The organism is Brucella pseudogrignonensis (assembly GCF_031454375.1).
Taxonomy (GTDB): domain Bacteria; phylum Pseudomonadota; class Alphaproteobacteria; order Rhizobiales; family Rhizobiaceae; genus Brucella; species Brucella pseudogrignonensis_A.
On the sequence record NZ_JAVDQT010000004.1, the window covers coordinates 305,492 to 325,706 of the forward strand.

Genomic DNA, 20,215 nt, shown 5'->3' on the forward strand with positions numbered 1-20,215 from the left:
GGCTACTGTGTCGAAAAGCCTCGAAAATGATTACATTTCCTTCGTCTTCTCTCCTCGTATCCAAACGGATGGTCTCACACCATTTCCGTCAAATTAATGGGTCCTGAGCCTCATGTTGCAGAAACAAATGTTCCCAACGCAAGCGCGTGACGCAGTCCGCTCGCTTTCCAGTTCGCAAATCAGAGAAGTAGCCAATAGTGCTATGGGTCGGGGAGATGTTCTTCCATTCTGGTTTGGAGAGACCGACCAGCCGACTGCTGGGTTTATACGAGATGCGGCGATGCAGTCGCTTTCAGCAGGCGAGACTTTTTACGCTCAAAATCTCGGCCGCCCTTATTTGCGCAAAGCTATTGCTGCATATATGACTGACCTGCACGGGCGCGAAATTGAGACGGATCGCATCAGCGTTGTCGGCTCAGGCGTTACAGGTCTCGGAGTCGTATCGCAATTGATGTTGTCTCCGGGTGATCGAGTGGTGGCCATTACACCACTTTGGCCGAATATTACGGAAATTCCGCGCATTGCGGGTGCTTATGTCGAGCGCGTTTCATTGAATGTGAGCGGCGGAAAATGGTCGCTTGATCTTGATCATCTGTTGGCTGCACTCACGCCAGACACCAAAATGCTGATCGTGAATTCGCCCAACAATCCGACGGGATGGACGATTACGGACGAGCAAATCGAGGCAATCACCGCGCATTGCAGACGGCTCGGAATTTGGGTCGTTGCCGATGAGGTTTACGAGCGTTTGATCTACGATCCAGCTGTTCGCTCCGCTCCAAGTTTTCTGCGGCATATGAATGCTGATGAACGGTTGATCTCGGTGAATAGCTTTTCCAAAGCTTGGTCGATGACTGGTTGGCGCGCTGGCTGGATAACAGCGCCGGTTGCCATGGCTGACGATCTGGCGAAGTTGATCGAGTATAATTTCTCGTGTGTATTTGAGCCTATCCAGCGTGCGGCCACTGTTGCACTTGAGCAGGGTGAAGCTGAGATTGTCAATCTTCGCTCTCGATTGGCGCGAACGCGTAATCTCCTCGTGTCCGGTTTACTGGATATCCCCGGCGTTGATGTCCCGGACGCTGGCGGAGCCATGTATGTGTTCTTCCGCATTGCAGGACAATCTGACTCTGTTGAAATTGCGAAGCGACTTGTTTCGGAAGCCGGACTCGGCCTCGCACCGGGGTCAGCCTTTGGGCCAGAAGGCAATGGATGGTTGCGCTGGTGCCATGCGGTTTCTGATGAAGCGCGCCTGATGGATGGGGTCAGCCGACTTGCAAAATTTGTCCAGTGTTAAACGTTAAAGGCAGCCATTTCGCACGTTTTCCATCTCTTAAACTGACTTAGCTCTGAAAGAAATCTATGTCTGCTCAGGACTTTTTAGACAGCGGAACATTTGTCGGGCGTGTTTGGCGTGAGGATGTTCAGGGACCATCGATTGTAGCGATACGCGATGGTCAGGTTCTCGATATAACGAGCACTGTTGTACCAACAATGCGTGATCTTTTGGAAATGGGAGATCCGGCAGCCTATGTCGCTCAATCCATGGGCGAGCCAATTGCCGATATTTCAAACCTTTTGAATAATGGGTCTGACGGGCGAGTCCATCTGCTTGCGCCCATTGATCTTCAGGCTGTTAAGGCTTGTGGGGTTACATTCGCTCGCTCCATGGTGGAGCGTGTGATCGAGGAACGTGCCGCGGGCAATCCGGAATTGGCATCGCGCATTCGTGGCCGTATCGCTGCCGTTATTGGGGAAAGCTTGCGTGACCTCAAAGCAGGCTCCCCCGCGGCAGAAGAGGTCAAGACAGCTCTTATTGATGAGGGTGTCTGGTCTCAATATCTTGAAGTCGGTATCGGGCCAGATGCCGAGGTGTTCTCGAAAGCGCAGGTTTTATCCTCCGTTGGGCATTGTGCTGATGTAGGTCTTCACCCGGCGTCCAAGTGGAACAACCCCGAACCAGAAGTGGTGCTTGCGGTCAACAGTCAGGGGCGGATTGTAGGAGCAACACTGGGGAATGACGTGAACCTTCGTGATATAGAAGGGCGGTCGGCACTTTTATTGGGTAAGGCGAAAGACAACAACGCTTCGTGTTCAATAGGCCCGTTGCTGCGTTTGTTTGATGAGACCTATGATCTCGATGATGTGTGTTCAGCCGAATTGACGCTGAGGGTTGAGGGCGATGACGGCTTTTTGTTGCGTGGGCATAGCTCAATGAAAGAGATCAGCCGCCACCCGCTCGATCTGGTTGAACAGACTATCGGTGCGCATCATCAATATCCTGATGGATTGGTTTTGTTCATGGGTACATTGTTTGCTCCAACGGAAGATCGCGGCGAGCAAGGGCAGGGGTTCACCCATCATGTTGGTGATGTTGTATCGATTTCCAACAGTAAGCTGGGCACCTTGCGCAATAGGGTAAAGCTCTCAACGCAATGCACGCCATGGGTTTTTGGTGCGTCACACTTGATGCGGAATCTGGCGGGACGGGGGCTGCTCTGATGAGCAACTGAAATCGCATTTGGCTTGGTTGGTGGGTAGGTGGCCAAGCAGATCATTACATCTTTTGACACGTTCGATTTAAGGGAGAGAGAAATGAAATTTGTAAGGTTTGGAGAAGCTGGTTCTGAAAAGCCGGGCATTGTTGATGAGAATGGCTCCATTCGCGATCTTTCGTCTGTTCTAAGCGATATTTCTGGCAAGGAACTGCCAACAATTGGAACGAAGCTTGCGGGGGTAAACATTCAGAATCTACCTCTGGTACAAGAGGGTACGCGACTGGGCTCTTGCGTTACTGGCGTTGGCAATTTTATCGCTGTTGGTCTCAATTATGCAGATCACGCGGCGGAAAGTGGAATGGCTGTGCCGGACGAGCCGGTTCTGTTTAACAAGGCACCGTCCTGTATTGTCGGTCCAAATGATACCGTGCTTATCCCGCGTGGATCACAGAAGACAGATTGGGAAGTTGAACTTGCAATCGTGATTGGCAAAACCGCATCCTATGTAACCGAGGATGAAGCTGTCGATTACATTGCCGGTTATTGCGTTTGTAACGATGTCTCGGAGCGATCATATCAGCTTGAGCGCGGGGGTAACTGGATGAAGGGCAAAGGCTGTCCGACATTTGGTCCCTTGGGGCCATGGTTGGTTACGCCTGACGAGATTGCTGACGTGGATGCACTTGCGATGACGCTCGACGTCAATGGTGAGCGTGTTCAAAATGGCTCGACCAGCACCATGGTTTTCAAGGTGCCTTTCATTGTTTCCTATATTTCCCAATTCATGAAGCTCGAACCGGGTGATGTCATCACGACCGGAACACCGCCCGGCGTTGGAATGGGCATGAAGCCTCCGCGTTACCTGAAGGCCGGAGACACGATGCGCGTTGAGATCGAGGGACTGGGTGTCCAGAACCAGGTCACCGCTGCGGCCTGAAGGTGTGATTGAGGTTTAGGGGATAGCAATGAACCGGATTGATATGAACGGGAAGCGCGTCATCATAACAGGTGGCGCGCAAGGGATCGGCTATGCGATTGCGGATCGACTGGTGCAGTCGGGAGCTGTTGTTGCGATTTGGGATCTGAATGCGGGAGAGGCCGAAAAGGCTGCCCGCAAGCTTTCCCCTGAATGCATTGCCTTTGGTGTTGACGTGGTAGATGCGGAGAGTGTTGCCCATGCGACAGCTCAGACTCATGATGCTTTTTCAACCATTGATGGACTGGTCAACAGTGCCGGTATTACGGGGCCAGTTAAGCCGCTGGTCGATTACGACTTGAATGAATGGAACAAAGTCGTTGCAGTTAATCTGACTGGCACATTTAATTGCTGCCGTGCGGTCGTTCCTCTGATGACAGAGAATAATTATGGGCGCATCGTCAATATTCCGTCGGTTGCTGGCAAAGAGGGAAATCCCAATCTGGCAGCCTATAGTGCCGCAAAAGCGGGTGTGATTGGCCTGACAAAATCACTCGGAAAAGAGCTGGCAAAAACGGGCATTGCAGTCAATTGCATCACGCCGACGACTGCCAAGACGCCTATACTCGACGGATTAACACCAGAATTCATAGACTATATGCGGGTGCGCATTCCACGGGACCGCTTTGTCGAACTCAGCGAAGTTGCGTCCATGGTTGTCTGGATGTTGTCGGAAGAAAACTCCTACACCACCGCTGCCACCTTTGATCTCAGTGGTGGTCGGACAACCTATTGAGGCATTTCGTTCTTGGTTAGTGAAATAATTTTGTTGGTGTGATCGGTCAATTTGTCTGCTGAGATATAAACTTGACTTTAATAGTCATGTAATGTGTGTTAGTTGGTGCAAAAACTCGAGGCACCATCGTGGAAATAATCGAAGCAGCCGGATTGAAGATCCTTATCGACAGCATGCCCGTTAAGAGTGGGCAAGCATGGCGCTCGGTTATGGATCCAGGCATCTGGATGGGCGCGATTGCGGCGGGGCATGTTGAAGTCGAGCAGGATCAGTTAGGGCGCAGAGTTTGGCAGAAGGGACAAACAGCTGTCTTCAATAGTGAAAAGATTGTTGAGACCAACCATTGCTCTCTCGTGAGTGGCACGTTGAGCGCCGTTTTTATCCAGATAGACCCTGATCAGGCGGAAAGTGGCCTCGGATCGGAAGCTGTTTCTGCAATTGTTGCTGCAGCTAAAAATACGCAGAATTGTGGAACTGCAGCGCTCAACGGAATCTCATGGCAAATGTTGAGCTGTCCTCTGCGCGGTGCGCCCCGCAAATTGTATATGACGGGTAAAGCGCTGGAATTCATCTCGCATCTGGTATCGAATGATGGCGTGACGGATGAGCGTGAACATGCGCGATGGACGGCACGGGATATAGAATGTTTCCATGCAGCGCGCTCTATTCTGATGTCGGATCTGGCAAATCCGCCTACTGTTACGGAACTAGCGAGAATGGTGGGCACGAATGCCCGCAAACTGGGCGCTGGGTTTGTTGATCTGTTTGACGCACCAGTTTATTCCTTTGTAAAATCCCGACGTCTCGAAGAAGCACGCAGTCTGCTGGAGTCCGGCGAGACTTCGATATCGCGCGTTGCCCATAATATGGGTTATCATCCGGCTCATTTTGCCACGGAATTTCGCAAGCGGTTTGGCATCTCGCCGACGCAGGTGACAGGACGCAAGGGTTTTGCGTAACCAATTCAGCAATTGATGCGCGATCCCTAAAGACTTTGACGCGATCCCTAAACTACAGGCCCTTGTTCTCAGGGTTCAGCTATCGCAAACAGAGCTTCTAAAACTTGGGGACTAAACTCATGATTAAGAAGCGCGTAAATTTCCTGCTTTCCAACTGCCTGCTGGCAACGCTTGGATTTATTCTTTTGGTTGATGGTGCAGCAGCGCAGGAAAATGCCGCGCAGCAAGTCAAAGAAGATACGATTGTCCTCGATCCCATCACAGTAACAGCACGACGCCGCGAAGAAAAAATACAGGATGCGCCTGTATCTGTTTCGGTTATCCAGCAAGATCAGCTGGTTCCGGGTGATGTCACCACATTGGAAGATGCGGCATTCAGAGCGCCAAACGTGAATTATAATGGTCAGGGCGGCCCACTCTCAATTCGGGGCGTCGGCTCGCTGGGGATTTCCGGTGGTGTCGACCGTTCGCCAGCTGTTGGATTGTTCCTCGACGATGTTTTTGTCGCGCGTCCGCTTGGTTTCCCGGTTCTCCTTGATGATTTGGAGCGCGTTGAGATTGTTCGCGGCTCTCAATCAGTTCTTTATGGAAAGAACACCATTGGCGGCGCAGTTAACCTGCTGTCACGCCTGCCCGGCGATAAGCCCGGCGCGGAAATGTCGGTGACTTACGGCAGCGAAAGTGAAAAGCGGATAAAAGCTGCCTTTGAAACTCCGATAGAGGGAACAGGTCTGGCTGTTCGTGGTGCAGCGGCATGGTCTGGCCGGGATGGTTACATCAGCAATCTTTATAATGGTGAGGACGTTGGCGATCTCAATTACTTTACCGGTCGTTTTACCGTCGCCGGGAGTTTGAATGAGAGCACCCGATTAAAAGTTGTAGCTGACTTCTCACGCGACAAAAGTGATGGAGGTCTATGGTACGCGCCTGTCGATCTCGCATTTGACGGTAAAGCTGAGCACGATTTCGATCCTGAAACCAGTACAAAGTCCGGTGGCATATCGGCTCGGATCGACCACGACTTAGGTGATTATGAGCTGACATCGATTACCGCTGTACGCGGGCATGATTTTTCGCAGTTCCTCGACGGTGATTTTACGACCACTCCATATCTTGTTCAGGGTCAGGTCGAGAGACAGCGTCAGTTCAGTCAGGAGGTCCGTTTGTCCTCCAATGATGACGGGCCACTGCGCTGGACTGGCGGTCTTTTCTACATGCATGAAAAATTTGATGGGACTCAGTATTTCGATCTTGCTTCTTTGCCGCGTGATCTGTTGAGCCGCGACGTCTTTGAACAGAAGACAGATACGTACTCGGCCTTTGGTGAAGTGTCGTACTACGTCATGCCTAAGCTTGAGCTTTCGGTGGGCGGACGCATCACGCATGATCGCAAGAGCACCAGCTCGGAAATCAGCACCCCTAGCGGCACCTACATGTTCGGCTATCCTGGCTATGCTGACGACAACGTTTCGTTCACAAACTTCTCGCCAGAAGCCAGTGCCACATGGCATTTCTCTGAAGGCAACATTGTTTATGCGAAGATCAGTCGCGGTTATAAGGCCGGTGGTATCAGCCCTTATATTGAAGCGAATGGCTCCGCTAACAGTTATGATCCTGAAACCACGACCAGCTACGAGATTGGCGCAAAGACGACAATTCTCGATGGCCAGGTCACTCTTGCTGCCAGCGCCTTCTACATCGACTGGAAAGACCAGCAGGCTGTAATCTACACCACGCCGGTAACACGCGTGTATCGCAATGCTGCGGCTGCGACCTCCAAAGGCTTCGAGCTGGAAGGTACATGGGCGATCACCCATGCGCTATCCTTGTCGGGTAGCTATGGTTATACCGATGCAGAGTATGACGACTTTGTTGATGAGGTCATGGGAGAAAATTATTCAGGGAATCCGCTGCCCTTTGCTCCTGAACATAGTTTTAATGCCGGTCTGCGCTGGAGTCATGAATTCCAAAACAATTGGAACATGAATGCTGGCATTGATTATAGCTATCGCAGTTCTTACTCGTTTACTTCATCCAATAATTACCGTCAGAAGCCGACGAACCTCGTTGATGCGCATATTGGTCTTTCCAAAGATTGGTGGAGTGCAACATTGTGGGGTAAAAACCTCACGGATGAGACCTATCTGAAGAACTATTTCAGCTATTCGGGCACCGATATGGGCGTTGCAGCACAGGGACGCTCTTATGGACTGACCCTTGCGGCGAAGTGGTAAGCTTTATGACTGACGTTTCGATGAAGGTGCAGGCTGATCCGGTCGCGAAACAACGCAGTGATCATTTTTTGCTGATCCTCATTGGTGCCTTGTATTTCTCGCAAGGCATTCCGATGGGCATGGCGATGGAAGCATTCCCCGTCATCATGCGTCAGAACGGCGTGTCCCTGGAGTTACTGGCATTTGTGCCTCTGGCAGGGTTACCATGGATACTTAAGATATTCTGGGCACCAATGGTCGATAATTGCTGGAGTGCCACGCTCGGGCGCAGGCGCAGCTGGTTGCTGACAATGCAAACGCTTTTGCTGATTGCCATGGTGTTGCTGGCGTTTGTGCCTGCCACATCCGCAAACGCCGTGCTGATGATCGTCATCATGAGTGTCGGCATGCTTGCAAGCGCAACACAAGATACCGCAACCGACGGGCTGGCTGCTGAACGTCTGCGTGCAGGCGCATTAAGCCGTGCCAATGCGCTCCAAATTGGCGGTATGATGGCAGGGTTCATGGTTGGCGGCGGTGGCGCACTGCTTCTCATCGACACACTCGGCCAGCAATATTTGCTTCTTTTGCTTTCACTCATTCCGCTGGCAACGATCATACTGGTCTTGCTGTGGAAGGAAGAACCGCAAGCAAGCCACATTGCTACGCAAGGCAAAGCACGCCTTTCGGATTGCTTCCGTCGCCAGGGCATTTGGCCACTATTACTGCTGGCATTTCTCTACGGCAGTGCGCATGCGGGCGGGATGAGCATCACGAAACTGTTTCTGGTTGATCTTGGCTGGAGCAATCAGGAAGCGGGTTTGGTGGCAACACTTGGTGGTTTGGTACTCATTGTATTGGGCAGCCCGGCAGGTAGCTGGCTTGCTTCACGCAAGCTCTGGACAGGGCTGACCATCGGGGTTTTTGTGGTGATGGTTGGGCTTGGCACATGGGGGCTTCTGGCGCTCGGATCGCTACCAGTTAACTGGATGACTGTAGCCATCGCAACGCTTTGGCTGAATATCGGCAGCGGGATTATCGCAGTTTGCGCCGCAACTTTGAATATGTCATTCGGCGGTTCAGGTAAGCAGGCGGGAACAGACGTTACATTGTTGCAGAGTGTCAATGTAACAGGCGAAATGCTATTTGCAGGAATTGTTGTCTGGCTGGCATCACTTCTTGGCTACAGTACGATGTTTCTTGCGGTTGCCTGCGGAGGGCTACTCATTCTTGTTGTTGCCCGGTTGGTGAGAAGCAGGCTTTCTCCTGCGGCTCTCATGCCACTGCATGAAGATGCAACAGGCGCCTAAGATGAGCGATTTCGCTGATAAACTGGTTGATCGCATTGCGCGTAAACCGCACGGCCTGTTAGGACGCCTGCTTTACAGGTTTCCGCTCGCACACAAGCCGGGCTTTGATCTTGTGCTGGCAAAAGCTGCACCTGATGTCGATGATACAATTGTCGAAGTTGGTTGCGGCGGTGGCGTCTTCATGCGCAGGGCATTGATGACGGGTTGCCGGGCTGTTGCAGTCGATCATAGTCAGGCAATGGTTGATGCGACAGCCAAATTAAATCATGCCGCAGTTCGGGCGGGGCGTCTCAATGTTGTTCAGGCGGATGCGTTGCAACTGCCGCTACAAACAGCCAGTGCAGACAAGATCTATTGCCTGAATGCGTTTTTCTTCTTTCCTGATCCGGAAGGGGCATTACGCGAAATGGCGCGAGTGTTAAAACCAGACGGTATTCTCGCACTGGTGACAGCGCCGCCGGAAATGCGCGACGACATTGGCGGATATTTTGGCCGGATGGCGCAATCCATGCAGTTCTATAGCCGAACGATGCTTTCCGATATGGCATTAGCTGCGGGTCTCGAGACAAGCGAAATAATGGATGCTCCAAAAGCAGGCCTACTCATGCTTTCGCGTAAAAGCTGAGCACGCGCGTCGACCAAACAATCGAGCCTTCAAAAGGATCTGATGAAGTCAGATCAAAATGTTTCCCAAAAGACAGAGCGAGTTTGATGTCCAAGATAGATAGTGAAGTGAAGCCGCCAAGCGTGTGGTCGATATTGCATCCGGTTGTTGGAAAAATTCGCTTTGCGATGGTGTTGTCTGCCTTTGCATCGGCTTTTACGGTTCTCGGTCTGATTGCACTCGCATGGGCTTTGCAATCATTGTTTAGCCAGTCTGATCAGTTCCCTTGGGTGGCGATGGGAATTGCGACATTGTCCGTCGCGCTTTCTTATGTGTTTAAGCTCTTTTCCTTTAATCAGTCGCATTATGCGGCCTTCCGCCTTGAAACTTTGCTGCGCCGAAAACTTGCAGCGCATCTCGCCAAAGTGCCGCTCGGATATGTCGAAGATACCGGACCGGCTGCGCTTGCCAAAATTATGATGGACGATGTTAAAGCACTGCATGCCTTTGTAGCTGACAGCACGCCACTTTATGCACGGTCCTATGTTTCGCCGCTTGTTTCATTTGTAGTGCTTTTCATTCTTGATTGGCGTCTTGGGCTGGTTGCAACTGCCGTTCTTGTCTTTGGGTTTGGCGTGATTGCAAAAACCATGAGTAATAGCCACGAGATGATGCACCGGTTTAATCTGGCGCGTGAGCAAGTGAGTATTTCGGTCGTTGAATATGTCCAGGCGATGCCAGTCGTACGCAGCTTTGACAGTGGTACGGCTACATTTGGACGCTACCAAAAAGCTCTCGAAAACTATCTTGAAATCGTTTTGCAATGGTATCAAAAAGCAGGCTTTTCAGCACGCTTTTCGATGGCAATTCTTAACCCGATGCCGACAGTCACCGTTGTGTTGTGGTTTGGTGTGTGGCTGTTTTTGAACGATGGGTTAAGCCTTGCGGCACTTGTTGCAGTGCTCCTGATCTGTACTGGAATGGCTGAGGCATTATTACCTCTTATGTCTTTGAAACATCTGATTTCGCGCACGCAAATGAGTGTTCAGCGTATTCAACAGGTGCTTGAGACACCCGTATTGAAAGAAGTTGAGATTAAAGACGCACAGCTCCCGTCGAATTCCGGCATCGAATTTAAAAATGTGGGGTTCCGCTATAAGGCTGACCAGCCGAACGTGCTTCACGATATTTCATTTATAGCAAAACCGGATACGATAACCGCCCTTGTTGGTCCGTCCGGTGCAGGCAAGACAACAGTTGCCCGCTTGGTTGCTCGCTTTTGGGATACGAGCGAGGGCCAAATTCTGATTGGCGGAGCCGATCTGCGTCTCATTCCGACTGAGAGCCTGATGCAACAGGTAGCGCTCGTGTTTCAGGATACTTTTTTATTTTCAGGTACGATTGCTGAGAACATCACTATTGGCATGCCAGATGCCTCTTTGGATGATGTTATTGAGGCGGCCAAAGCTGCGCAGGCGCACGAATTTATTATGTCGTTTCCGGCTGGCTATCAGACGCTTTGCGGCGAACGCGGCATTTTTCTATCTGGCGGCCAGCGACAAAGAATTACGATTGCGAGAGCAATCCTGCAGAACAGGCCGATCCTTGTTCTGGATGAAGCAACAGCTTTTGCCGATGCCGAAAACGAGGCCGCAATCGTTAAAGCTCTCGCTTATCTGATGAAGGGTAAAACTGTGCTTATGGTTGCTCATCGGCTGTCAACCATTCGTCACGCTGACCAGATCCTTGTTTTTGATCGCGGGCGTCTGGAAGAGTGCGGTAAGCACGATGAACTTGTAGCCAAAAGTGGGGTTTATGCGCGGTTATGGAGCCATTATGAGCGTGCGCGCGACTGGCGTTTGACAGGAGAAACGATGTGATGGCGACAGAAACCGGAACCACATCTCTCCGCGTGACATGGCAGCAGTTGATGCGTGCTGCGCGTAGTCGCGCGAATGGATTACGCCGAAGCTTAATCGGGCTAGGTCTGGCCGCTGCACTTCAGGGACTGGCATTTGCCTGCATCATGCCGGTATTTATATCGCTGACGGCCAATGCCACTTGGAAGGGAATTGTGCCATGGCTCTTGGTGATGGCTCTATTGATGATTGCAAGCACTATTGTGCGCTGGAAGGCGCAGAGCTTTGATTATAACGGCGAAATGGTGCGCAATACGCATGAGTTGCGCTCAGAGCTTGGTTTGCAACTGCGCAAAATCCCGCTGCTGACATTGCAGGATAAACGAGCGGGCGAGGTCAATGCGACATTGCTGGGCAATGTGGATGAAAACCTCACCTACGTGTTGACGATTGGCAATCAGATTGCAACCGCCGTTATCACGCCGTTTGTGGTTGCCATTGCTACTTTGTTTTTCGATTGGCGGATGGGATTGCTTTTGCTGGTGATCTTTCCTGTTCTCATTCCGTTTTATCGATGGCGCCGGCCTGCATTCGGACGTGGAATGAGGGCATTGGCTGATGCTACAGAACAGGCAAGCGCTGAAATGCTAGAATATGCGCAAGGGCTACACGTGTTGCGCACGGCAGGCGCGGTTGGCGACAGGGCACTGCGTCTCAATGCCAGCATTGAGCATCTGGAGAATGTGCAGGCTTACGGGCAGCGTAAAGGTACAAAGCCTAATCTGATGATTGCGACCGCCATGGAAATTGGCTTGCTTCTGGTCGTGGTCATAGGCGCATGGCTTGTGACGTATAATTTGCTACAGGTTGGGCTGCTCGCAGCTATAACTATTATTGTGGTTCGGTTTGCTGAGCCGCTGAGTACAGTCATTTTGATGACACTCATCATTGACCTGATGGAAACGGCATTGGGGAAAATCGAGGCGCTTCTCGATATCAAACCTTTGCCGCAACAACTGCCTCCCCAAACTCCGCAAAACTATGCAATCGAGTTTGATAATGTATCCTTTGGTTATGAAGCGGTTGGCGGGAGTTCCGTGCTTGAAAATATCACGCTTACATTTGCAGAAAAAAGCCTGACGGCTCTGGTTGGCCCATCCGGTTCAGGCAAGACAACGATAACGCGACTGATGATGCGGCAGGCCGATGCCGATCATGGTTCGGTAAAGATTGGTGGTGTCGATGTTAAATCGATCGACCCGGACAATCTAAATCAGCTCATCTCTGTGGTTTTTCAGGACGTATATTTGTTTGACGATACGATCCTCAACAATATTCGTATGGCGCGTCCGGATGCGAGCGATAAAGATGTGGAGGCAGCAGCACGTGCTGCACATTGCCATGAATTTGTCAGCCGTTTGCCAGACGGCTATCAAACGCAGGTTGGCTCCTTAGGCGGGCGTCTGTCCGGCGGGGAGCGCCAGCGTATAAGCATCGCCAGAGCAATGCTGAAGAATGCGCCGATTGTTATTCTCGATGAGCCAACGGCTGCGTTGGACACAGAAAGCGAAGTGGCGGTGCAATCGGCAATTGATGCATTGGTGCGCGAGCGCACTGTGATTGTTATAGCGCATCGGCTCTCGACAATTGTCGCTGCCGACAAAATTGTTGTCATTGAAGACGGCCAATTGAAAGAACAGGGTACGCAAGCGCAGCTTTTATCAAACTCCGGTCGCTATGCATCCATGTGGAAGACGCAGACTGCTTCAACAGATTGGTACGTGTAATGCGATAGTTTCAAAGGGCTGTTGGCAGTTTGCAGAATGAATGCCGAGTTTAATATTTTCTATGTCATTATCGAAGCATATAGTGTTGGATAGTCATTCCATTAACATCAGCTTCGCTAATGCGGCATCGCTATAAACAATTGACCAAGTATGAGCTCTCATAAATTTTGTCGTGACGTTTGCCTGGAGCGTGGCGAGCCTATGCCGGGCGCTGGGGTTGCCGCCAGACGCTATGTGCTGTTGCATTGGCCGCGTCGGCACTGGCGTGTGCCAAGAACAAACGCTTTCGGCATGTCTGCGCAGCTCGCAGCGGCAATCATTGCTGCTAATCAGGCTGGAATTCATGTCGCTCTCGTGGAGGGCGATGAAATTGCTTTGTCATGTGACAATCTTATTCTGCGTTCGGCAACGCCTGAAATTTTGTCCGAACAATTGCTTATGCTGGCAGCGGGAGGGAAACTTGCCGGAGAGCCCGATGAGCGCATTACAATCCTGTGCTGCACAGATGGAAAACAGGACCCTTGCTGCGCTCGTTACGGCTTTGCGACTTGGAAAGCTTTGCGTGATTATGCCGACCCAACAAATTTCAGGGTTCTTCAGTCAACGCATCTTGGGGGCTGCCGCTTTGCTGCTTCACTTCTCGTATTACCGCATCGCGCTAGATATGGCCGTCTCGAACCACAAGATGTACCGGATTTCCTGTCTTGTCTTGGCAAGGGTATTCCATACCTTCCGGCTTACAGGGGAAACCCAGAACTTGATGCCCTTGAGCAGGTGGCTGAACACGCAGCTCTGACGTTTTGGAGCGACAGTGGAGTGCGGGAAAAAATTACTTTTGAAAATAAATCTAGCAGCGATGCCGGGGAAGACGCTGAGGTTATTGCCTCTACGACATCTCAACGACTGCTCATTCGGCTAAGGTTAGATACGTTCGACATCAATACGCGTTGTGACACCCTGAAGACTGACTGCCCGACTGAACAGGTTGGTCGCTGGAGTGCAGTTTCAATTACGCCGCTAGTGTAAAGACTACCTATTGCGATTTTTGCCGAAGGATTTCCCGCTCGCCGATATGTGATAAAAGCAAAGTCGCAGATCCAATCAAACCTTCCATCGTTTCGCCATAGCGACTGCGGTTGAAGTACAAAAATTGTCGATTGCGCACAGCAAACAGATTGCGCCACTGGACAGTCGAGCGAAAGGCGCGTGTCTCGGCTTCTTCATCCAGCATTTCTTCATAGGTGTCGATGATGATGTCACTATCAAAGTCGGAAAGGCGTTCCAAGCTATAGGGTATATCGCTCGAGCTATTCTCATAAGCGGGAACGTGGCCAAGACCAAAATCGTCTATCACCTGCTCCATGCCACCCCTCCCGATTATCCGAAAACCATCCCGGTAAATTTCAATAGGTGTCACGGTAATTGAAGCAGGGTTCTTTACGCGTTTCCCGAATTCGCTGACGACATCTTGATATTCGTGGTTGAGTTCATCATAGCGGTGGCGTTTGCCCACCAGATCAGCCAGTTGCTCTGCATAAGAACGGATACCTTCTTCGCGCAGCGGTAGAAGCACTACCGGTGCAATGGCCGAAAGCTTATCGCGCAGTGCTGCATGATAGGATAGCCCCACGATGAGGTCAGGCTTTAATGCGGCAATTGTTTCGATATCTGGTGCCTGATGAGTTCCGACATATTGAATATCCGACGTATCGTATCTTTGCGATGCGCCTCTATAAATTGTATCTGTGAACAACCGCTTGCGGCCGGATGATCCGCAAGGCGTGACCCCTAGTTCAAGTAACTGTGTTGTCAGACTAAAATCGTGCAAAGACACCACGCAGTGGGGCCTGACTGGCACTTGTACTGAGCCAAATCTGTTGGAGAATGTTCGTTTTTCCCCTGCATGAGAAAAGCCGACGAATCCGAAACTGCATATTAGAATAAGCAACGCTGATGCTATCTTGATCATCGGGTGGTTCCTTTGCGCGACAGCAGATAAAGAAGATAGGGCGCACCAATTACGGCCACCACGAGCCCGGCAGGAATTTGAAGCGGGGCAAAAACTGTACGGCCTATTGTGTCACTGATGAGAACAATGCAAGCGCCCATTAAGGCAGCCAGTGGCAAAAGCAGTCGGTGTTTTTCTCCAACAAGAAGTCTTGCCGCATGAGGAGCTAAAAGACCAATGAAGCTCATCGTGCCCACATTGGCGACAGCTGAAGCGGTGAGCGTCACACTGAGCAAAAGTGATATGATCTGAAAACGCATGACATTCAGGCCGCGCGTACCCGCAACGGCGTTGCCAAGTTGAAACAAATCAAACTGACGGAAAAGCAGCATCACTGGAATACCAGCAAGCAGCAGCCACAAAGTCTGACCGCGCACATTCTCCCATCCCGTCTTGTGCAAACTACCGGCAATCCAGAGCAAAGCCGATTCCACATGATCGATACGACCATAAGTAATCAGCAAATCTGAAATTGCGCTGAGGATGGCTGTGACACCAACTCCAACCAGAAGGAGGCGCAGGGGCGAAACCCCTTTGTTCCATGATAGTGCAATCACGAAGAGTGCTACCAGCAATCCACCAACCAAAGCGGCAAGTGGATAAAGTTCCACAGCAAGTGCAGCAGGCCAGAGAATGAGTGCAGCAAGCACAGTTAATCCCGCGCCGGCCTCGACACCCACCAACCCAGGTGCAGCAAGTGAATTGCGTGTGAGCACTTGTAGTATAACACCTGCAAGAGCCATAGCCATGCCTGAAAAGATCGCGAGTAATATCCGCGGAAGGCGCGTGTCGACAACAATACTCCATATTGCATTATCAGCTCTATCAGGTGCTAAAAAAGCCAGAGCAATTTCGGCAGGTGTAACCGGATAGCTACCAAGCGTCATCGCCAGCAATGCTATTCCCGCAAGCAAGGCCATTATACCCAGTAGAATTATTCGGCCATGGGAGAAACGCTTGTAGGTCTGCTTGGTGGCGGTTGTTCGCGCTTTCATCATTTTACCTTGCCCAATACGAGAGCAATGAAAATGGGACCGCCGACGATGGCAGTCACAATACCAGTATTGATTTCCAACGGACTGACAGCAGTACGGGAGATAATGTCACTCACGACAATTAGCAATGCGCCAATCAGAGGGCTTGCTGGCACGATGAACCGATAATCGTTGCCAAAGATAATACGCCCGATATGCGGCGCGACGAGGCCGACAAATCCTATAGGTCCTGCGATTGCGACGGATGACCCAGCCAGAAGCACGATCGCCAGAAGGGATGAAAGGCGCATTCGCAATACATTCAATCCCATCAGTGCTGCCGATTGGGCGCCTAAGCGGTGCAGATTGAGCGCAGGGATATTTGCGATTGCAATGCATCCCCCCACCATGATGAACGGAAAGGTCTGCCACCGCGCTTGTGAACTATCGAAAGCAAGCGAACCGACAAGCCAGCGCCTTAAGCTCTCAAGTCCTTGTTGATCCAGCAAAAGAACCATTGAGGTTAAAGCACTGAACAGGGCTGCAACCATCACGCCTGATAAAACAAGACGAACCGGATTGGGATCAGTTCCAGTGTTAAGAAGCACAAAACCCGCTGCAACAATAGCACCAGCGAAGGCTAAGAGTGGGATCATGGCAAGCGTATTACCCGGAAACACCAGCAATCCGATTACCACGAAGAAAGCTGCGCCGCTGTTCACGCCCATAAGCCCGGGATCTGCAAGTGGATTTTCGCTTACAGCCTGCATCAGTGCACCTGCAAGACCAAGCGCTGCACCCACAATCACAGCACCCATCAATCTGGGCATTCGCATTTCGATTATGATGCTGTGCAAAGGATTGGCTGGAACATAGGCAACAAGCGTTTGCCAAACCGTGCTCCAGTCAAGCTGACGCGCACCAAGTTTCAGATGCAGAATAGCAGCCACAATAAGCAGCACAGAAAGAATGGAGAACTGGAAAATACGCCAATATGCCGACACGGAGGTACCCATTAAGCAGATGATGAGGCAATGCACACGGCAATGCCTGTCTCAGGGTCATCCACCATTCTCGAACGGACCGAAAAGACGCTATCAATATTGGGCGCAGTGAAGACCTGCTGTGTGTTTCCTTTCGCCACGACCCGCCCATTTTTCAGCATAACCAGTTGATCTGCATAGCGCGCGGCCTGATTGAGGTCATGCAATATTGCAACCACTGTGCGTCCTGCATCGCGCAATACTGAAAGCAGGTCGAGAAGGCTTAACTGGTTTGCAACATCCAGAAAGGTCGTGGGTTCGTCGAGCAGTATAATTGGTGTGTCCTGAACCAGTGTCATTGCGATCCAAGCGCGTTGTAGCTGCCCTCCTGAGAGGTTTTGCAAGGGACGATCAAGAAGTTGTTCGATGCCGCATAATTCTACAGCGCGTGTAACAGCATCCTCATCTCGTCTGGACCAGCCACCCAACCAGCTTCTCCAGGGGAAGCGTCCCTGCGCAAGCAATTCACGAACATTCATTCCCGCTGGCGTATGCACATGCTGCGGCAGAAAGGCCATTTGCTGTGCCAACTCACGTCTAGAATAGGACGACAGCTGCTTTGAACTAAGTTTCATATGGCCGCTTTGTATCGCAACGGTGGTTGCCATGCTGCCCAGAAGAGTTGATTTGCCAGAGCCGTTTGGCCCGATCAGAGCCGTGAAATGGCCGGAAAGAATATTCAAATCAATATCATGGAGAATGTGCTGAGAGCCACGATAGACGTTTAATCCTCTTATTTCTATCATGACCATTAATTCCTTGTCCCATTGTCAGAAGCGGCAGTCACTGGGCTCTTCCGATCGCGTCATAGCATCGGTAGGGCTGCGAAGGCGCTGCAATAAGTGTGTTGTGACACTTTCTTGATTTATTCAAAGTGAATCACATGATAGCCAAGGCTTATCTTTGTTGATCGTAATTGTCATGTTATTCGATGGCTGTTCCAGCTTTCTTGTAATCATGCATTGAAGTTGGGGAATGGCTATGCCGGTAAACTATCTGAAATCAAGTATCGGCGGGCTGCCCTATGTTTCGTCATTGCCATATAGCATTCCGCTTGCCTGTGCCATGATGGCGCTATCGGTCGGTAATCTTTCAGCACAGGACGCAGATGCTGGAATTAATCTGCAAACGATTGTCGTTCAGGACAATGACCGCTCAACTGAGCCTGTTAAAGGTTATGTAGCCAAAGTTAGCAGCAGTGGCACCAAATCAGATACCCCTATCGTGCTCACACCGCAGTCTGTTTCGGTGGTTTCTGCGACCGAAATAAAGGACCGCGAGGCACAAACCCTCGCTGACGTACTGGCCTATACCCCAAGCTTCACAGCGCAGCCGGGCCCATTCTCACGGGTTGCTGACAGATTTCGCATTCGTGGTTTCGATGTTGAGCCAGGAACCGGCGGTTTGCTGCGCGACGGTATGAGGCTCCAAAATAATTCATATGATGGCACACAGGAACCGTTTGGCCTCGAACGCGTCGATGTTGTACGCGGTGCGGCTTCTGTTCTTTATGGCCAGCTCTCGCCGGGTGGCTTCGTAAACGGCGTAAGCAAACGTCCGACTCCGGAGCCTTTGCGTGAGGTTTCCGTACAGGGCGGGCTTCATAATCGTAAACAGGTGACGGCGGACTTCAGCGATGCCATAACTGATACATTGTCTTATCGTTTAACGTTTCTTGGTCGCGACAGCGACACCGATGTTGATTATATCACTGATGATCGTATCTATGTCGCGCCAGCCGTCGAGTGGAAGCCGGATGAAGACACATCGCTAACTGTGCTCGGTTTTTATCAGAAAAGCAGCACGCGTTTTCCTGCCGCACTTCCTTATGAGATTGTGGAAGGTATCGGTAATGGTCCCTTCATTCTCGGTCGCGATACATTTATCGGTGAGCCGGACTATGATCGGATGAAAAGTGATATGGGCGCATTGGGTTACGAGTTTACCCATCGCTTCGACAATGATGTTAAGTTCTCAGCAAAGTCGCGCTATTACGAATCCGATCTGGACTGGCGTTATATGATGGCCCAGACGAGCGCCGCCGCGGTTAATCAGGTCGCACAGACAGGCATACTGGCTCGTCAATACAGCGACCGTCATGATCGTGCGAAGGGCCTTACACATGATATGAATGTTGCTTTCGATGTCGAGACAGGCCCGCTCTCACATTCATTGCTCGTCGGTTATGACTTTTACGACACAACGTATGATTCAGATAATTTCCGCGCAGCTGCTCCGTCAATCGATCTGAACAATCCAGTCTATGGTGCTAATTTCACAGTCAATCGCGATCCGTCGCGTAATCGTGGTGGTAAAACAGAAACGATACAGCACGGTATCTATCTTCAGGATAAAATTACGTTTGATGAACGCTGGAACGTATTGCTTGGCATAAGACATGACTGGGCCGATCAGAATTTCAGCTATCACGCTAACAACCAGTCGATCAGTCGTAAGTCTGAGAAGACAACGTGGCGCGCTGGGGTCGTTTACGAAGCTGAGAATGGACTGGCTCCCTATGTCAGTTATGCGCAATCCTTCTTCCCGGTCGCCGTGACTGAATATGTCGAAGATATGAATTTCTCACCTACGACAGGAGAACAGATTGAAGTCGGTATTCGTTATCAGCCGCTAGGCACCAATATGCTGTTCAGTGGAGCCGTCTATCAGCTCAAGCAGGACAATATCGTCACCCGTACACTTGCAGGAGACCTCACACAGATCGGTCAGAGGCGCGCGCGCGGATTGGAGCTTGAGGCCAAAGCGGAGCTGACTGATTACCTGACGATGGTAAGCTCGTATTCTTATACAGATGCCCGCATCACCAAGAGCGAAGAACTTTTGCAACTTGGCCAGCGCAGTGAAAATACTCCCTATCATCAGGCTGCTCTCTGGATGACTTATGATATGGCGCAGTTGGGCATAGATGGCCTGTCTGTTGGAAGTGGCATCCGATACACGGGGACAACTCGCGCGTCGGGAATAGATAAACCAATTCCGGGTTATACGCTTGTAGATGCAATGGTTCGTTATGAAGTGAGTAAAAACATTACCTTGTCGTTGAATGCCACAAACCTCTTCAATAAAGAATATGCAGTTTGCGAATTTGCAAAGTGTCTCTACGGAGATGGCAGAGAGGTTATGGTGTCTTCAAGCTTCCGCTGGTAGCATTGATCATAGTCCAGGGGTTCTATAGGCATACATATAACAATCATGCAAATTGTCTGCGTGGTTGTTATATGGTTTTC

At 50.9% G+C, this 20,215-nt stretch carries 16 protein-coding genes; 12 read left to right on the plus strand and 4 right to left on the minus strand.

The window, feature by feature from the left end:
* Window positions 1–112: 112 nt before the first annotated feature.
* The 11 genes from J2782_RS14620 (at window position 113) to J2782_RS14670 (ending at window position 13,968) form a co-directional block, all read left to right on the plus strand.
* A complete protein-coding gene (locus tag J2782_RS14620) occupies window positions 113–1,297 on the plus strand; it encodes a pyridoxal phosphate-dependent aminotransferase (protein WP_310013815.1) in 1,185 nt (394 codons plus the stop codon).
* 65 nt (window positions 1,298–1,362) lie between these two features.
* Window positions 1,363–2,502, plus strand: coding sequence for a fumarylacetoacetate hydrolase family protein (locus tag J2782_RS14625; protein WP_310013817.1), 1,140 nt, complete (start codon window positions 1,363–1,365; stop codon window positions 2,500–2,502).
* 93 nt (window positions 2,503–2,595) lie between these two features.
* Entirely contained in the window at window positions 2,596–3,435 is an 840-nt protein-coding gene (locus tag J2782_RS14630) for a fumarylacetoacetate hydrolase family protein (RefSeq protein WP_310013819.1), read from the plus strand.
* Between the two features lie 28 nt (window positions 3,436–3,463).
* Window positions 3,464–4,210 (plus strand): SDR family NAD(P)-dependent oxidoreductase, encoded by a 747-nt coding sequence (locus tag J2782_RS14635; RefSeq protein WP_310013821.1) that lies wholly within the window; start codon window positions 3,464–3,466, stop codon window positions 4,208–4,210.
* Between the two features lie 128 nt (window positions 4,211–4,338).
* Complete coding sequence (locus J2782_RS14640) at window positions 4,339–5,169, plus strand: helix-turn-helix transcriptional regulator (RefSeq protein WP_310013822.1); 831 nt, start codon at window positions 4,339–4,341, stop codon at window positions 5,167–5,169.
* A 119-nt stretch (window positions 5,170–5,288) separates the two neighbouring features.
* A complete protein-coding gene (locus J2782_RS14645) occupies window positions 5,289–7,403 on the plus strand; it encodes a TonB-dependent receptor (protein ID WP_310013824.1) in 2,115 nt (704 codons plus the stop codon).
* Window positions 7,404–7,408: 5 nt separating this feature from the next.
* Window positions 7,409–8,692 (plus strand): MFS transporter, encoded by a 1,284-nt coding sequence (locus tag J2782_RS14650; RefSeq protein ID WP_310013825.1) that lies wholly within the window; start codon window positions 7,409–7,411, stop codon window positions 8,690–8,692.
* A 1-nt stretch (window position 8,693) separates the two neighbouring features.
* Window positions 8,694–9,317, plus strand: a complete 624-nt coding sequence (locus tag J2782_RS14655) for a class I SAM-dependent methyltransferase (protein WP_310013827.1) — start codon at window positions 8,694–8,696, stop codon at window positions 9,315–9,317.
* Between the two features lie 86 nt (window positions 9,318–9,403).
* Window positions 9,404–11,176, plus strand: coding sequence for an ABC transporter ATP-binding protein (locus J2782_RS14660; RefSeq protein WP_310013829.1), 1,773 nt, complete (start codon window positions 9,404–9,406; stop codon window positions 11,174–11,176).
* A complete protein-coding gene (locus J2782_RS14665) occupies window positions 11,176–12,942 on the plus strand; it encodes an ABC transporter ATP-binding protein (RefSeq protein WP_310013830.1) in 1,767 nt (588 codons plus the stop codon). The genes J2782_RS14660 and J2782_RS14665 overlap by 1 nt, the downstream gene beginning before the upstream one ends.
* Before the next feature lie 201 nt (window positions 12,943–13,143).
* Complete coding sequence (locus J2782_RS14670) at window positions 13,144–13,968, plus strand: sucrase ferredoxin (RefSeq protein ID WP_310013832.1); 825 nt, start codon at window positions 13,144–13,146, stop codon at window positions 13,966–13,968.
* A 7-nt stretch (window positions 13,969–13,975) separates the two neighbouring features.
* On the opposite strand, the gene J2782_RS14675 is transcribed toward J2782_RS14670, so the two are convergent.
* The 4 genes from J2782_RS14675 to J2782_RS14690 all read right to left on the minus strand — a co-directional run bounded on the left by J2782_RS14675 (window position 13,976) and on the right by J2782_RS14690 (window position 17,713).
* Window positions 13,976–14,779 (minus strand): ABC transporter substrate-binding protein, encoded by an 804-nt coding sequence (locus J2782_RS14675; protein ID WP_310013834.1) that lies wholly within the window; start codon window positions 14,777–14,779, stop codon window positions 13,976–13,978.
* A gap of 128 nt (window positions 14,780–14,907) precedes the next feature.
* The gene (locus tag J2782_RS14680; RefSeq protein WP_310013836.1) at window positions 14,908–15,948 is read right to left on the minus strand and encodes a FecCD family ABC transporter permease; all 1,041 of its coding nucleotides are present in this window, start codon (window positions 15,946–15,948) and stop codon (window positions 14,908–14,910) included.
* On the minus strand, window positions 15,945–16,928 hold the full coding sequence (locus J2782_RS14685; RefSeq protein ID WP_310013838.1) for a FecCD family ABC transporter permease: 984 nt from the start codon (window positions 16,926–16,928) through the stop codon (window positions 15,945–15,947). The genes J2782_RS14680 and J2782_RS14685 overlap by 4 nt, the downstream gene beginning before the upstream one ends.
* Before the next feature lie 11 nt (window positions 16,929–16,939).
* Entirely contained in the window at window positions 16,940–17,713 is a 774-nt protein-coding gene (locus J2782_RS14690) for an ABC transporter ATP-binding protein (protein ID WP_310013840.1), read from the minus strand.
* 235 nt (window positions 17,714–17,948) lie between these two features.
* Here J2782_RS14690 and J2782_RS14695 point away from each other — a divergent pair, with 235 nt between their 5' ends.
* Window positions 17,949–20,135, plus strand: coding sequence for a TonB-dependent siderophore receptor (locus J2782_RS14695; protein ID WP_310013841.1), 2,187 nt, complete (start codon window positions 17,949–17,951; stop codon window positions 20,133–20,135).
* Window positions 20,136–20,215: the final 80 nt, after the last annotated feature.

Coding starts and splice junctions, on each gene's coding strand:
- J2782_RS14650 (WP_310013825.1), top strand. CDS start 7,409: ATGACTGACGTTTCGATGAAGGTGCAGGCTGATCCGGTCGCGAAACAA.
- J2782_RS14670 (WP_310013832.1), top strand. CDS start 13,144: ATGCCGGGCGCTGGGGTTGCCGCCAGACGCTATGTGCTGTTGCATTGG.
- J2782_RS14635 (WP_310013821.1), top strand. CDS start 3,464: ATGAACCGGATTGATATGAACGGGAAGCGCGTCATCATAACAGGTGGC.
- J2782_RS14680 (WP_310013836.1), bottom strand. CDS start 15,948: ATGATGAAAGCGCGAACAACCGCCACCAAGCAGACCTACAAGCGTTTC.
- J2782_RS14690 (WP_310013840.1), bottom strand. CDS start 17,713: ATGATAGAAATAAGAGGATTAAACGTCTATCGTGGCTCTCAGCACATT.
- J2782_RS14645 (WP_310013824.1), top strand. CDS start 5,289: ATGATTAAGAAGCGCGTAAATTTCCTGCTTTCCAACTGCCTGCTGGCA.
- J2782_RS14665 (WP_310013830.1), top strand. CDS start 11,176: ATGGCGACAGAAACCGGAACCACATCTCTCCGCGTGACATGGCAGCAG.
- J2782_RS14630 (WP_310013819.1), top strand. CDS start 2,596: ATGAAATTTGTAAGGTTTGGAGAAGCTGGTTCTGAAAAGCCGGGCATT.
- J2782_RS14625 (WP_310013817.1), top strand. CDS start 1,363: ATGTCTGCTCAGGACTTTTTAGACAGCGGAACATTTGTCGGGCGTGTT.
- J2782_RS14655 (WP_310013827.1), top strand. CDS start 8,694: ATGAGCGATTTCGCTGATAAACTGGTTGATCGCATTGCGCGTAAACCG.
- J2782_RS14695 (WP_310013841.1), top strand. CDS start 17,949: ATGCCGGTAAACTATCTGAAATCAAGTATCGGCGGGCTGCCCTATGTT.
- J2782_RS14660 (WP_310013829.1), top strand. CDS start 9,404: ATGTCCAAGATAGATAGTGAAGTGAAGCCGCCAAGCGTGTGGTCGATA.
- J2782_RS14620 (WP_310013815.1), top strand. CDS start 113: ATGTTGCAGAAACAAATGTTCCCAACGCAAGCGCGTGACGCAGTCCGC.